This window comes from Sphingobacterium spiritivorum ATCC 33861 (assembly GCF_000143765.1).
Lineage (GTDB): Bacteria > Bacteroidota > Bacteroidia > Sphingobacteriales > Sphingobacteriaceae > Sphingobacterium > Sphingobacterium spiritivorum.
On record NZ_GL379770.1, the window covers coordinates 640,915 to 654,391 of the forward strand.

A 13,477-nucleotide genomic window follows, 5' to 3' on the forward strand; every position below is an offset into this window, starting at 1 on the left:
TTATTCTGTTTGTTAGGATTTTTCTACAAAGGCTGGAAGCCATTCTCTATACTCATCTCGTCCAGACCCATAAAGGAATAATGACGGGGAAGAAACCATACTATTGTTGTCATTATCGCTTCAAACTCTTTCTCGGTAGCGAATTGCTTCGGAATAATGTTAAAAACCAAATCCTGTTTTACCGTTTCTTCATTTTTGTAATCACGGGCTATTAAAGCGATTTTGGGATTCTTTATACCGTTGTACACCAGATATTCACGTATATTGGCACGAAGCTGAGCCGGGAGTATGCTTTCTGAAGGTTGACCTACAAGTATCTCTTCGTCTTTGCCAATGACAGCACTTCCGTTTTGAGGAGAAAAGATACTTTCATCGGTATAGAATTCTCCGTTGAGTTTCAGATTGGTCAGATCGCCATAAGAAAATATCCAGTCCGACTGTTCGGCTCCGGCATTTATAGCGACGCCAAACCCCTGACCTAAGATGTAATCAAGTTGATTTGCGATGACGAAAGCTTTAAAATCCTGATTGGATTCAATAGTCCGTAGATTAAAATATGGAAATCCGTCAGACCCCATCATGACCTCAGGTTCGCTCAGTGTCAGATTGGCCTCGGCAACATTCGTAACAAAAGCTTCCACCCAGGCGCCGTCACGCTGTGCGATAGGAGTCTGCATCAGTGAATTAATAATGACGGTTTTTTCTAAATCGCCCAGATTATTGCCGTTTGGCTGATTCTTATGATCATTAAATAAATGAATGGTACTCATTCTATGAATATTATTACAATTATATAAAGGCCTAAAAGTAAGGAATATTGTGCTATTCTATGAAAATAGGGGAGTGCAATCTCACTTTATTTTTTTCGCTTGCTGCCCTTTCTTTTGGAATTCGATTTTAATTCCTTGTGTGCTAGCATTTTTTGCCAGCTCAGGATATAAGGATGCTCGGATAAGATAGGTATGTTTTTTTTGAGCGCAATCTGAAGTTTGATCAGATTAGGATTGTCTTCCGCATCACAAAAGGTATACGTATAGCCGTCTCTGGTCCCTCTTGCTGTACGACCAATGCGGTGCATATACTGCTCCGCTGTGTCAGGAATTTCATAATTAATGACATGATCGAGGTCATCCAGATGAAGACCCCGTGAGGCAATATCTGTAGCAACAAGAAAGTTGAAATTTCTGTTTTTAAAATCTTCAACTATTGCTGTTCGAACGGCCTGCGATTTGTCCCCGTACAATCCCTGTGCAGTGAGTCCGTGTTTTTGGAGATCACTTACAATACGATCTACACCATGTGTGGTACGCGTAAAAATTAGTGCAGCATCTATTTTATAATGATCGATAAGATACTTTATCAGATTTTTTTTATCGTTTTTATCTACAAACAACAAATACTGATGGATCTGGCTCTGCTCTGCTTCCCGGTTTTGTACTTCAAACCGAAACGGTTGACGCAGTACTTTCGGAACAAGTTCTTCCAGTTCCTTTGGAAAAGTGGCTGAAAAAAGAAGAGTCTGCCTGCCCGCTGGAAGATGCCCCATTATACGAAACAACGCAGCTATAAAGCCCAGTTTCAACATTTCATCCGCCTCATCTATAACGACCTTCTTAAATACAGACAGATTTATAAGTTTCTGATCCATCAGATCCAGCAGCCTGCCTGGAGTAGCAACAACTATAGCCGGATCAGTCGAAAGTTCTGACGCCTGCTTTTCATATGACTGTCCTCCGAAGATGGATATGGTGTTGATATTTACCTCAGAAGGGGTGCAGTTTTTGATTCGGAGATATGTCTGCTGTGCCAGTTCCCGTGTCGGACTTAGGATCAGCGTTTTATGTTCAGATTGTTTATTTTCTGTCAAAAGATGCAAAACAGGTAGTGCAAAGGCTTCCGTTTTTCCCGTCCCTGTGGGGGATATGGCAAGGACGTCTTTCCCTTTCAAGATGTTCGGAATCACAGCTTTTTGTATCCCTGTAGGTTCTGCGATCTGAAAGGTATTGAGTTTTTCAATCAGCAGCTTTGAAAGATTTAATTCTTGAAAATTCAACTTTTTTTGTATTTTGAGATAAAACGAACAAAGATACCAAAAGAAAAATAACCACTTACTTTAAACCTGACGAATTAAAATATAAGGGTTTGTCATTTATTTGGCATACATAGGTTTTCACCATATAATTTAGGGGTGTGTTGATGGATTAAAGAATTTATTTTTAGTATTTTTGTTAAAACTGAAGAACAAAAAATGTCAGGAACCATATTACAGCATATGCAAACATACGAACCTTCGAAGCTGAGCTTTGATGATTTTAGGAAAATCATTATTGCTGATTACCGTCTGGCGGTAGAAAGCAGGTTTGTAAGTTTGTTGGGAAGAAAAGAAGTATTGACCGGAAAAGCTAAGTTTGGAATTTTCGGAGACGGTAAAGAACTTGCGCAGATTGCTTTAGCAAAAGTTTTTCGGGAAGGAGACTGGCGGTCAGGATATTATCGTGATCAGACCTTTGTATTTGCTTCCGGTATTTCTACTGTTTATCATTTCTTTTCTCAGTTGTATGCGCACCCTGATCTGGAGGCGGATCCTTCATCCGGCGGAAGACAAATGAATTGTCACTTTTCTACCCGTCAGATTGATGAAGACGGAAACTGGTTCAACCAGATGCAGCAGAAGAATTCGGCATCGGATATCTCTACTACCGGAGGGCAGATGTCCCGTATTATGGGATTGGGCTTAGCATCAAAACTGTATCGTCATAATCCGGATCTGAGCCATCTCTCTTATTTTTCGGATAAAGGTAATGAAGTGGTTTTCTGTTCTGTAGGAAATGCATCTACTTCGGAAGGCGTCTTCCTGGAAACAATAAATGCGGCTGGTGTCAACCAGATACCTGTTGTGATTTCTGTATGGGACGATGGCTATGGTATATCAGTGCCTAATGAAGTGCAAACTACAAAAGGAGATATTTCGGAAGTGCTGAAAGGATTCCAACGTCAGGAAGGTGATACAACTGGTTTTGAAATCTTTAAAGTGAACGGATGGGATTATGCCGGTCTGGTCGAGACTTATGAGCAGGCTGTACGTTTTGCAAGGGAAGAACATGTTCCTTGCCTGGTTCATGTGACAGAATTGACACAACCTCAGGGACACTCTACCAGTGGATCCCACGAACGCTATAAATCTGCTGAACGGTTGCAGTGGGAGCATGATTTTGACTGTAATGTAAAAATGAGACAATGGATTCTGGAGTCTGATATGGCTACAGAAGAAGAACTGAACCAGATTGAAGCAGAAGCTAAAGAATATGTCCGCACGGAACAGCGAAGAGCGTGGACAGATTATCATAAAACTATTAACGGAGACCTTGAACAGGCAATAAATCTGTTGGAACGGATAGCGTCTCCTTTGGTAGAAATGCCTTTAAAAACATTAAAATCATTGCCCGAACCCTCTTTTAAAGAAGTGTATGTCAATGTACGAAGAGCAATCCGTGAACTCAGAGGCGTACAGGTTAAAGGCAAGCAGGACTTGATGAACTGGTATCATGCACAGCAACGCGTGAATGAAAACCGGTTTAACGATTTTCTGTTTACGGATACTCCTGATTCTCCATTAAATGTAGAGGTTATTCCTGCACAATATGATGAAGAAACACGGATTGTAGATGGCAGGGAAGTACTGAATGCCTGTTTTGATGCTAATTTCTCCAGAGATGAACGATTGGTCGCATTTGGAGAAGATGTAGGAAAAATAGGAGATGTAAATCAGGGATTTGCGGGACTTCAGCAAAAGTTCGGCGAACTGCGGATATTCGATACGGGTATCCGGGAATCTGCTATTATCGGCAAAGGACTGGGACTCTCTCTGAGAGGGCTGCGCCCGATTGCAGAAATTCAGTATCTGGATTATCTTATTTATGCGTTACCGATTCTGAGTGATGACCTGGCCAGTCTGAGTTATCGTACCAAAGCGGGACAGAAAGCTCCGGTCATAGTGCGTACACGCGGACACAGGCTAGAAGGAATCTGGCATTCCGGTTCACCGATGACAGTGTTACTGGGAGCTTTGAGAGGATTGCATATTTGTGTTCCAAGAAATATGACTCAGGCAGCAGGTATGTACAATACACTGCTGAGAGGGGACGAGCCGGCTGTGGTCGTGGAATGTCTTAACGGATATCGCCTCAAAGAAAAAATGCCAAAGAATATTGGTGAATTTACAGTTCCTTTAGGTATAGCTGAAGTAGTCAAAGAGGGAGTAGATCTGACTGTAGTTTCCTACGGATCCACGCTGAGAGTTGTTCAGGAAGCAGCGATTGAGCTTGAAAAACTGGGAATTAATATAGAAATTGTAGATATCCAATGTCTGTATCCGCTGGATCGGACGGAAATATGTAAATTGTCTTTAGATAAAACCAACAGATTATTGGTGGTAGATGAGGATGTTCCTGGAGGTGCTTCCGCGTATATTTTACAACATATACTGGAAAACCAGAAAGGATATTATGTATTGGATGGTCAGCCTCGCACTCTGACTGCAAAGGCTCATCGTCCTCCGTACGGATCAGACGGGGATTACTTTACTAAACCATCTGCTGATGATGTGATTGAAATCGTCTATGAGATGATGAATGATGCTAATCCGGAAAAGTATCCTGCACTCTATTAGGCAGTTAGCAGGATACCTTAATTTTTTATCCTCTAAAAGATACTTGCAGCCCCGATAATGGCTGCTTTTTCATCCAGATTACTTCTGCCAATGGTATAGGCACTAAATTCTTCGGTACGGTAAGATGTTATAATATCCAATGCCTTCGCAATATTTCCGCCTATTATATAATGTGTACAGTTATATTTTTCGCTGAAAAATTTCAAAAAGTCCAGTAACTGCGCACTGTATTCCTGAATAAGCGTAGCAAACTCTGCTTCGTCCTGATGTTGCTCCAGAATCTCTTTCAGACCCTCGGCCTTATTTCCGGTCAACTCTTCAAATCTTCTCGTGAACCAACGCGTTACCAGGTATTCTTCGAAAATAGAATCTCTGTATGCTGTGTTCCAAAGATCCGCATCAAACGCTTTATTGCCATTACTCCATACCGCACTTCCTAATCCTGTACCCAGAGTAATACCCAGTATTTTTTCCTCATTATCAAGTTTGGAAGCAAATATTTCGCCTTGCAGAAATGCGGCTGCATCATTAATATATCTGATCTCGATGGAGGAGTTGCCCATAGCCTCACGAATACCCGCAGAAGTATCCAGCTGAAATAAGCTGTCATATTTGTCCTGATTGTGCATCAGTGAAATTCCTTTTTCATAATCAAAGGGACCCGGCATGGCGATACCAAGCTGTTTAATTTCTTCAGGAGATTTTGTTATTGTCTCTTTAAGATTGGAAGCCCAGTTTTGAAAAATCGATTTAGCATCCGAGGAAGAATCAACACGATTGCGTGTAACACTTTCAAATAGAATGGACCAGTCAGCTGTATCGACGATAGCTGAGGTAATATGAGAGCCTCCGATATCGGAGGCTAAAATGTATCGTTTAGAAACGGGCATTCGAATAACTTTTTTGTCTTAATAAATGGTCTGTAATCACGAGTGCTGCCATAGCTTCTACTATAACTACTGCACGCGGTACTACACAAGGGTCATGTCTTCCTTTGCCTGAAATACTTACAGACTCTCCTTCGGTATTAACCGTTTCCTGATCTCTCATAATAGTGGCAACGGGTTTAAATGCTGTACGGAATGTAATGTCCATTCCATTGGAGATACCCCCCTGAATACCCCCTGAAAAATTTGTAATTGTATGTACATGCTCCAGATCCTGATCTTCGGTCAGAAAAATGTCGTTATGTTCAGATCCTATCATTTGTGAGCCTTCAAATCCGGACCCGTATTCAAATCCGTGTACGGCATTGATGCTCATCATCGCTTTGGCCAGATCAGCGTGCAATTTGTCAAATACAGGCTCGCCTAATCCGGTAGGTACATTGCGGATGACTGTTGAAATTTTTCCTCCTACTGTGTCTCCTGCTTTACGGATGCCGTCAATAAATGAAATCATTTCATTGGCTGTAGCGGGATCTACACATCTCACAATGTTATTTTCGCGTTGTTCCAGCAGTGTAGACAGATCGCTGTGATCAAGATTCGGCGCATCAATCTTTCCTACGGAAGAGACGTGTGCAAATATCTCAATGCCAAGTTGTTTTAAGAATAATTTGGCTACAGCACCGGCTGCTACTCTTGCGGCAGTTTCCCGTGCGGATGAACGACCGCCACCGCGATAATCACGATTACCGTATTTCATATGATACGTGTAGTCGGCGTGAGAAGGCCTGAATTTATTCTGTATGTGAGAATAGTCTTTAGATCGCTGGTCTTCATTGGGAATGACCAGAGCAATTGGGGTACCGGTTGATTTTCCTTCAAATACACCTGAAAGAATTTTTGCAGTATCACTTTCTTTGCGTTGAGTTGTAATCTTGGATTGTCCGGGTTTTCTTTTATCCAATTCCGATTGGATGAAAGTCTCATCGATTTCGATATTTGACGGACAACCGTCAATAATCACACCGATCGCTTCGCCATGTGATTCCCCGAAAGTCGTAATCCTGAATACTTCTCCAAATGAATTTCCTGCCATAAAGTTTAATAATGTATTAGCAAAGCGTAAAGATATAGAATAAGACCATAATATTATGGTCTTATTCTATTTTATCTATGCAGTAATGGTAAAATTTTGATTTTTTAGGTGATCCCAGAATTCGGGATATGATTTTTCGACTACCATATGGTCTTCTATATGAATCTGATCAAATACTAGGGCCAGCGGAGCGAATGCCATAGCCATACGATGATCTTCATATGTCCTGATTGTTATGTGTTCAGGTTTGAAGACATTGGAAGTCTTCAGGTGGTATATTCCATTATCTTCTAATAGTAATGCCCCGAATTTGCCAATCTCATTCTGAAGAGCAGCAATACGGTCTGTTTCTTTGATTTTGAGTGTTTCCAGACCGGTAAATGAAATGTCGCGTTTCAATGCGGCTGCACATACAATGACTGTCTGAGCCAGGTCGGGACATTCTTTGAAGTCAAAAAGAGTCTGATCAGAATCAACTGCTGACTTGTGAAGATGGAGCCCGTCCTGTTCAAAAGAAGAACGTACGCCGAAGTGTGTCATTATATCTACTATTGCGCTGTCTCCCTGCAGGCTGTTCTGCTTCAATCCGGGAAGCACAATATGTCCGTCTTCGGATAGCGCCACTATTGCATACCAATAGGATGCAGCACTCCAGTCCGGTTCTATATACAAAGTAGCTTCTTTTGTTTCCTGAGGAGCTATCTCAATCGCATTTTCACTCCAAGTGTGAGATATACCCGCTTCTTTGAGCATATCTAATGTCATCGATACATAAGGTCTTGATGTCAGTTCTCCTTCAATATGTAGTGTAAGACCTTTTTTCAATGCTGCTGCGATCAGTAACAGCGAAGAAATATACTGGCTGCTTATGTTACCTTTTATAGAAACTTCATTTTTATTCTGAAACATTCCTCCTTCTATTTTCAAAGGGGGATATCCTGCTTTCTTCTCATAATGTATATCTGCACCTAATGTTTTTAATGCATCAACGAGAATACCGATAGGACGCTGTTGCATCCGCTCTGTACCTGTAAGGATAAAATTGCCTTTTACTAAGTTGAGATAGGATGTCAAAAAACGCATTGCTGTACCTGCGGGTCCGATGTTGATTGTTTGGGTTTCGGGTTGTGGTTCAGCAGCGATCTTTAAAGCACGCTGCATAATCACGGTGTCATCTGCATTCGAAAGATTTTCGATATGGACATTACCTTTACTCAGTGCCTGGATAATGAGGGCACGGTTGCTCTCAGATTTAGAACCTGTGAGCTGTACCGTACCTTTTATTGTTTTACCTGGATGGCTTAATGCAATGCTAGAATGCTCCATTACGCCTCCGTAGCTGGTGTGTTGTTCATTACTTCATTTTGCCTGCGGATAGACTCATTGTGTAACAGTTCTAAGAATTTTACCGTAAAATCCTGATCTAAGTTTAATGCATTGGCTAATTTTGCACGTTTTTGGACAATTTCATCCCAACGCGAAACTTGTAAGATAGTTACATTATTATCCCGTTTGTATTCACCGATTTTCTCAGCAATTTTCATACGGTCTCCGATTTGCTGGATTATCCTGTCATCCAGTTTGTCGATTTCAGCACGTAGTTCAGAAAGTTTATCTTCGAAAGCAGGGTTATCGGATTCCGGACGACGTAAAGATAGATGGCCTACCAGTTCAGCCAAAGCTGCAGGAGTAAGTTGTTGTTTTGCGTCTGTCCATGCTACTGAAGGATCGATGTGTGATTCGATGATTAATCCCTGCATATCCATATCCATTGCTTTTTGTGCTATGTACGGGATCAGTTCACGATTTCCGCAGATATGACTTGGATCGTTGATAACCGGAAGATCAGGAATTAAGGTTTTAAGCTGAATAGCCAGATCCCACATTGGTTCATTTCTGAATGCTGTCTTCTCATAGGAAGAGAATCCTCTGTGAATAGCGGCTAATTTTTTAATACCTGCACGGTTGATACGCTCTAATGCACCTACCCATAAAGAAAGATCCGGATTCACAGGGTTTTTAACTAATACAGGTACATCAACACCTTGTAAAGCATCTGCTATTTCCTGCACAGTGAACGGGTTTGCTGTAGAGCGGGCACCAATCCAAAGGATATCTACTCCTGCAGCTAAAGCTTCTTCCACGTGTTTAGCGGTTGCAACTTCTGTAGCCGTCAATAATCCTGTTTCTTCTTTTGCTCTTTTTAACCACTCCAGGCCAATACTTCCTATACCTTCGAATTCTCCCGGACGGGTACGAGGCTTCCAGATTCCGGCACGTAATACATTTACTTTGCCAGTATTTGCCAAAAGGTGAGCTGTAGAAACCAGTTGTTCTTCAGTCTCTGCACTACAAGGGCCTCCGATGATCAATGGTCTGTCTCCTGTATCTAACCAGGATTTTAGCGGAAGGATGTCTAATGTGTGTTTCATTTTATTGCGTATTTTATATTTTCAGTTTATTAATTACAATTTCTCATTTTTAATGTATTCACCCATGATACTGAAGTTGACAGTATGCTTCAGTACTTTGCGGATAGCCGCATCGTATTCGGATTGTTTTTTCCATTCGACATCTACATAAAAATCATAGTCATTACGACGTCCTACGACGGGCATAGACTGGATCTTTGTCAGATTGACATTTTGCTCTGCAAAACATTGAAGTACATTGGCCAGTGCGCCTACTGCATTGCCGGTTTGGAAAGATAAAGATGCCTTGTTCGCATTTTTCTGTTCGACAACTTCATCTGCCAGAATCAGAAAACGTGTTGCGTTCTTTTTGTTCGTTTCAATTCTGCGTTCAATAATTTCAAGACCGTAGAGTTTAGCTGCAAGTTCCCCGGCAATCGCTGCTGTGGAGGTCAGCTTTTCATCTGCTATCTTCTTTGCTGCAGCTGCTGTATCTGTGAACTCTTTCACCAGAAAATGCGGATGATCTTCCAAAAAGGCATCACACTGACGGATAGCAATGGGATGAGATTCTACAATCTTGATATCTGCTAATTTTACTCCCGGCATCGCTAGCAAGTGCTGTTGGATGTGCAGATATACTTCACCTACAATATGAAAGCGGTAGTCACGCAACAGATTGTAATTCTGGAGAATGCTTCCGGCAATTGAATTCTCTATGGCCATGACCACATAATCTGCCTTTTTCTGTTTCAGAATATCGCAGGTCTTTTTAAAAGAATCGCATTCGACAATTTCTATATCATTGCCAAAATATTTGAAGGCTGCTTCTTCGTGAAAAGAGGCCTTTGCCCCCTGTATTGCAATTTTTAAGCTCATTTTTATCGTTAACTTTCCAAAAAAAGAGGGTCCCGAATATTTCCGGGACCCTCTATATATCTGTATAACTTATATCTATATACTAGTCCCTGCTCTTATTGCTAAAATAAAAGAAACCAAAAAATAGATATGTGTTATTATGTTTCATTGTCTGTGTCTCGTGTTTGACATTTCAAATGTACGGCAAAAAATTAAAAATCCAAATAAAATTTAAAATTTATTGTTTTTTTTTAGTCATTATAGATGTGTTTTTGTGCTGATTTTTAGGTGTAAAAAATGGCTGATATTAGTGTTAATTATGTGTGAGTTTTATATTAAAAATACTTCTTTTGTTTTGTTTTTTTATTTAATAAAACATTTGTATTCAATTATTTATGTTTTTTATTTACTTAAATTAATGGTTACATATTTGGTCTTTTTTTTACATTATTTGTTGCTTTTTTTTTGTTGAAATATATAGTATTTTTTTTGTATTTTTTTATTAAAAATATGTGTTTTTTGGATGGTTATTTTGTTTGGAATTATACTTTTCATTTAATTATTTTGGTTTTATTAATTTTGCAGCTTCCCTTTTATAATTTATATGAAGATACTTTTGAGGTGTTTACCTCTGTTTTTTATTGCTTTTACTTCTTTTAAAGATCCGTCTAAAAGATTAGAAACTGTACCTGATCACAGTTATATAGTGCGCAGGGTGATTGATGGAGATACCTTTGTGATTGAGGACGGATCTTCCAAAGGAACGAAAGTGAGGTTTATAGGTATAGATGCTCCTGAATCCCGAAATACAGGGCGAAAACTGATTGGTTATTTCGGAGCCGAATCCAAAAAATATTTAACAGAACGTTTAAAGAATAAGCATGTTAGTCTTACTTTTGATGTTGCAAAGCGGGATCGGTATGGCCGCCTGCTGGCTTATGTATATATCGATAGTATATTGTTAAATGCAGAACTTGTGGAAAAGGGGTATTCGGTAACGATGACAGTTCCTCCAAATGTGAAATATGCCGCATATTTCAGAGAACTGGAGGGGAAAGCCCGATTGCACAAAGCCGGACTCTGGAAATAGAAGAATATGATATTTGTCTTTTTAAGTGTTATCTGCAGTGTATTAGTCGCCATTTGTATTAAATGGGCAAAAAGCAGAGGTATCAATCATTTACAGTTAGTATTGTGGAATTATCCTGTCGCTCTGTTGATGACATGGGTATTTCTAAATCCCGGGCCTGTAAGGTGGGATAACCCTATTCTTCCCTGGAATCTGTATTTGCCCTTAGGTATACTGTTGCCTGCCTTGTTTCTGATCATTGCGCTTTCTATAGAATACAGTGGTATTGTAAAGACAGAAGTTGCCCAAAGGCTTTCCCTGTTTATTCCGCTTACTGCTGCTTTTCTGTTATTTGGAGAGCGTATTGAGTCCGGTAAAATAACAGGACTTGCAGTAGGAGTTGTAGCTATCATCTGTTCGATCGGATGGAGTAAAGGTGGAGAGAAATCGGGAAAACCGACTTCTTCTATAATATATCCGGCTATCGTATTTATTGGGATGGGATGTATTGATGTGCTTTTCAAACAAGTGGCGCAGCATAAAGAGATTCCCTATACGGCTTCCATGCTGATCATTTTTGCTCTGGCATTGTTGGTGGCATGTGCATGTTTGTTTTATCTGTTGTTTTGGAAAAAGCAAAAGTTTGATGTACAGTCCATGTTTGGCGGGTTGGTGTTGGGAGTTTTCAATTTCGGAAACATTATGTTTTATATGAAAGCACATCGCGCTATTCCGGAGAATCCATCTATAGTATTTACTTCTATGAATATCGGGGTGATTGCTTTCGGAGCATTAGCCGGTATCTTTTTATTTAATGAAAAATTGTCTATATTGAATAAGGCTGGACTTGGTCTGGCTGTAATTTCTGTTTTATTAATTGCTTATCTGTGAGTTTATTTGAAGATACTTATCGTACTATTGAAACACCCTCCGAAGGAATTTTTCGGGACAAAGGGAGTAAATTTATTGCTTATGCCTATCCGTTCAGAGATGAAGCTGCATTGAAAACTATAATTCAGGAATTAAAGGATTTACATCCCAAAGCGAGACATCATTGCTGGGCTTATCGTTTGACACCAGACCGTGCAGTATTTCGCGTAAATGATGACGGAGAGCCTTCCGGTACAGCAGGCAGACCTATTCTCAATGTGTTGCTTTCTCAGGATGTGACAAATATCCTGATTGTAGTGGTACGTTATTTCGGAGGCACCCTGTTAGGTGTTCCCGGATTGATTAATGCCTACAAGACAGCTGCACAGGAAGCTTTGGCAAGTTCGGTTATTGTGGAACGCACCGTGAATGATGTGTATAGTGTGTCCTTTGAATATCTGCAGATGAACGATGTAATGCGGGTAGTGAAAGAGGAAGAGTTGACCATGCTGAAGCAGGAATTTGATAATAGCTGTTATATGGAGCTGGAAATCAGAAAAATGCAGGTCAATACGGTTGTGCAAAAAATGAATGCAATAGAAGGAGTACGTCTTAATTACTTAAAAACAATATGATCCCAGCATCTGAACTTATTATAAATACAGATGGAAGTATTTACCATCTGAATATTATGCCGGAAGATCTGGCAAATACTGTCATCACAGTGGGTGACCCGGACAGAGTCGCAGAAGTGTCTAAATATTTTGACCATATAGAACTTAAGAAAGGTAAACGGGAATTTATCACGCATACAGGTACGGTTCGTGGGAAAAGAATTTCTGTCATCTCTACAGGTATTGGCACCGATAATATTGATATTGTACTGAATGAACTGGATGCATTGGTTAATATTGATTTTCAATCAAGAGAACCGAAGTCAGATATGATCAGTCTGGATATTATTCGTGTAGGTACTTCCGGAGCTGTACAGGCAGATTTGCCTATGGGAACAATACTCGCTTCTGAAGTCGGGATTGGTTTTGATGCTTTGATGCAATATTATAAGCGAACGCTTTCTGCTTTGGAAACAGAAATTCAACAGGAAATCGGGCAACAGTTTCCGGACCTGCATTTTCAACCTTATGTGGCGCAGGCGAGTGATAAATTATTGAAACAGTTTGCTTCTGATCTTCCGAAAGGAATGACTGCCACTGCTCCCGGGTTCTACGGTCCTCAGGGAAGAGCATTGAGGACGCAGAATGTTTACCCTGATTTTATAAACAAGATCAACCGGTTCAGAGTGGGTGACAGAAGGATTACGAATCTGGAGATGGAAACAGCAGGAATATATGCAATGGCTGCGGCTTTGGGGCATCATGCATTGTCCATCAATGCCATATTAGCCAGTCGTGTGAGCGCTACATTCAGCCCTGAACCGCAAAAGATAGTGGAAAAAGCTATCCAATATGTTCTGGAAAGGATATAATATAGCTGATTTACTCCTTTTAAACCAGTGCTTTTTCTTTCCAGGGAGAAAAAGGGCGGAGAGATGTGGCATTCTGATTTTACTGTTGAAAGGAGTGTGTTTTACAAATCCTTTCGGTAAAATATTAGGTG

The 13,477-nt window shown here is 40.4% G+C and carries 12 protein-coding genes; 5 read left to right on the plus strand and 7 right to left on the minus strand.

Annotated features, from left to right (window positions below):
- Nucleotides 1-23: 23 nt before the first annotated feature.
- Nucleotides 24-770: a hypothetical protein gene (locus tag HMPREF0766_RS03010; RefSeq protein ID WP_002993589.1), complete on the minus strand. Its 747-nt coding sequence runs from the start codon at nucleotides 768-770 to the stop codon at nucleotides 24-26.
- A gap of 86 nt (nucleotides 771-856) precedes the next feature.
- On the minus strand, nucleotides 857-2,053 hold the full coding sequence (locus tag HMPREF0766_RS03015) for a DEAD/DEAH box helicase (RefSeq protein WP_002993591.1): 1,197 nt from the start codon (nucleotides 2,051-2,053) through the stop codon (nucleotides 857-859).
- A 195-nt stretch (nucleotides 2,054-2,248) separates the two neighbouring features.
- On the opposite strand from HMPREF0766_RS03015, the gene HMPREF0766_RS03020 reads away from it, so the two are divergent.
- A complete protein-coding gene (locus tag HMPREF0766_RS03020; RefSeq protein WP_002993592.1) occupies nucleotides 2,249-4,669 on the plus strand; it encodes an alpha-ketoacid dehydrogenase subunit alpha/beta in 2,421 nt (806 codons plus the stop codon).
- Between the two features lie 32 nt (nucleotides 4,670-4,701).
- On the opposite strand, the gene HMPREF0766_RS03025 is transcribed toward HMPREF0766_RS03020, so the two are convergent.
- From HMPREF0766_RS03025 to HMPREF0766_RS03045, 5 genes are all read right to left on the minus strand, one after another.
- On the minus strand, nucleotides 4,702-5,559 hold the full coding sequence (locus HMPREF0766_RS03025) for an ROK family protein (RefSeq protein ID WP_002993594.1): 858 nt from the start codon (nucleotides 5,557-5,559) through the stop codon (nucleotides 4,702-4,704).
- Nucleotides 5,546-6,652: a chorismate synthase gene (gene aroC, locus HMPREF0766_RS03030; RefSeq protein ID WP_002993597.1), complete on the minus strand. Its 1,107-nt coding sequence runs from the start codon at nucleotides 6,650-6,652 to the stop codon at nucleotides 5,546-5,548. The genes HMPREF0766_RS03025 and aroC overlap by 14 nt, the downstream gene beginning before the upstream one ends.
- A gap of 75 nt (nucleotides 6,653-6,727) precedes the next feature.
- Entirely contained in the window at nucleotides 6,728-7,978 is a 1,251-nt protein-coding gene (aroA, locus tag HMPREF0766_RS03035; protein ID WP_002993599.1) for a 3-phosphoshikimate 1-carboxyvinyltransferase, read from the minus strand.
- Entirely contained in the window at nucleotides 7,978-9,084 is a 1,107-nt protein-coding gene (locus HMPREF0766_RS03040; protein ID WP_002993601.1) for a chorismate mutase, read from the minus strand. The genes aroA and HMPREF0766_RS03040 overlap by 1 nt, the downstream gene beginning before the upstream one ends.
- A 33-nt stretch (nucleotides 9,085-9,117) precedes the next feature.
- Nucleotides 9,118-9,942: a prephenate dehydratase gene (locus tag HMPREF0766_RS03045; RefSeq protein WP_002993603.1), complete on the minus strand. Its 825-nt coding sequence runs from the start codon at nucleotides 9,940-9,942 to the stop codon at nucleotides 9,118-9,120.
- Nucleotides 9,943-10,525: 583 nt separating this feature from the next.
- Between HMPREF0766_RS03045 and HMPREF0766_RS03050 the strand changes: the two genes are divergently transcribed.
- The 4 genes from HMPREF0766_RS03050 to HMPREF0766_RS03065 are packed head-to-tail and all read left to right on the plus strand — an operon-like array spanning nucleotide 10,526 to nucleotide 13,346.
- Complete coding sequence (locus HMPREF0766_RS03050; protein ID WP_002993605.1) at nucleotides 10,526-11,011, plus strand: thermonuclease family protein; 486 nt, start codon at nucleotides 10,526-10,528, stop codon at nucleotides 11,009-11,011.
- Between the two features lie 6 nt (nucleotides 11,012-11,017).
- A complete protein-coding gene (locus HMPREF0766_RS03055; RefSeq protein WP_002993607.1) occupies nucleotides 11,018-11,881 on the plus strand; it encodes a DMT family transporter in 864 nt (287 codons plus the stop codon).
- The gene (locus HMPREF0766_RS03060; RefSeq protein ID WP_002993608.1) at nucleotides 11,878-12,495 is read left to right on the plus strand and encodes an IMPACT family protein; all 618 of its coding nucleotides are present in this window, start codon (nucleotides 11,878-11,880) and stop codon (nucleotides 12,493-12,495) included. The genes HMPREF0766_RS03055 and HMPREF0766_RS03060 overlap by 4 nt, the downstream gene beginning before the upstream one ends.
- Complete coding sequence (locus HMPREF0766_RS03065) at nucleotides 12,492-13,346, plus strand: nucleoside phosphorylase (protein WP_002993609.1); 855 nt, start codon at nucleotides 12,492-12,494, stop codon at nucleotides 13,344-13,346. Before HMPREF0766_RS03060 ends, HMPREF0766_RS03065 begins: the two co-directional genes overlap by 4 nt.
- Nucleotides 13,347-13,477 lie beyond the last annotated feature (131 nt).

What these genes read in the sequence shown, in the direction of transcription:
- HMPREF0766_RS03040 (WP_002993601.1), bottom strand. Translation starts at nt 9,084, where the DNA reads ATGAAACACACATTAGACATCCTTCCGCTAAAATCCTGGTTAGATACA.
- aroA (WP_002993599.1), bottom strand. Translation starts at nt 7,978, where the DNA reads ATGGAGCATTCTAGCATTGCATTAAGCCATCCAGGTAAAACAATAAAA.
- HMPREF0766_RS03045 (WP_002993603.1), bottom strand. Translation starts at nt 9,942, where the DNA reads ATGAGCTTAAAAATTGCAATACAGGGGGCAAAGGCCTCTTTTCACGAA.
- HMPREF0766_RS03055 (WP_002993607.1), top strand. Translation starts at nt 11,018, where the DNA reads ATGATATTTGTCTTTTTAAGTGTTATCTGCAGTGTATTAGTCGCCATT.
- HMPREF0766_RS03065 (WP_002993609.1), top strand. Translation starts at nt 12,492, where the DNA reads ATGATCCCAGCATCTGAACTTATTATAAATACAGATGGAAGTATTTAC.
- aroC (WP_002993597.1), bottom strand. Translation starts at nt 6,652, where the DNA reads ATGGCAGGAAATTCATTTGGAGAAGTATTCAGGATTACGACTTTCGGG.
- HMPREF0766_RS03025 (WP_002993594.1), bottom strand. Translation starts at nt 5,559, where the DNA reads ATGCCCGTTTCTAAACGATACATTTTAGCCTCCGATATCGGAGGCTCT.
- HMPREF0766_RS03050 (WP_002993605.1), top strand. Translation starts at nt 10,526, where the DNA reads ATGAAGATACTTTTGAGGTGTTTACCTCTGTTTTTTATTGCTTTTACT.
- HMPREF0766_RS03020 (WP_002993592.1), top strand. Translation starts at nt 2,249, where the DNA reads ATGTCAGGAACCATATTACAGCATATGCAAACATACGAACCTTCGAAG.
- HMPREF0766_RS03010 (WP_002993589.1), bottom strand. Translation starts at nt 770, where the DNA reads ATGAGTACCATTCATTTATTTAATGATCATAAGAATCAGCCAAACGGC.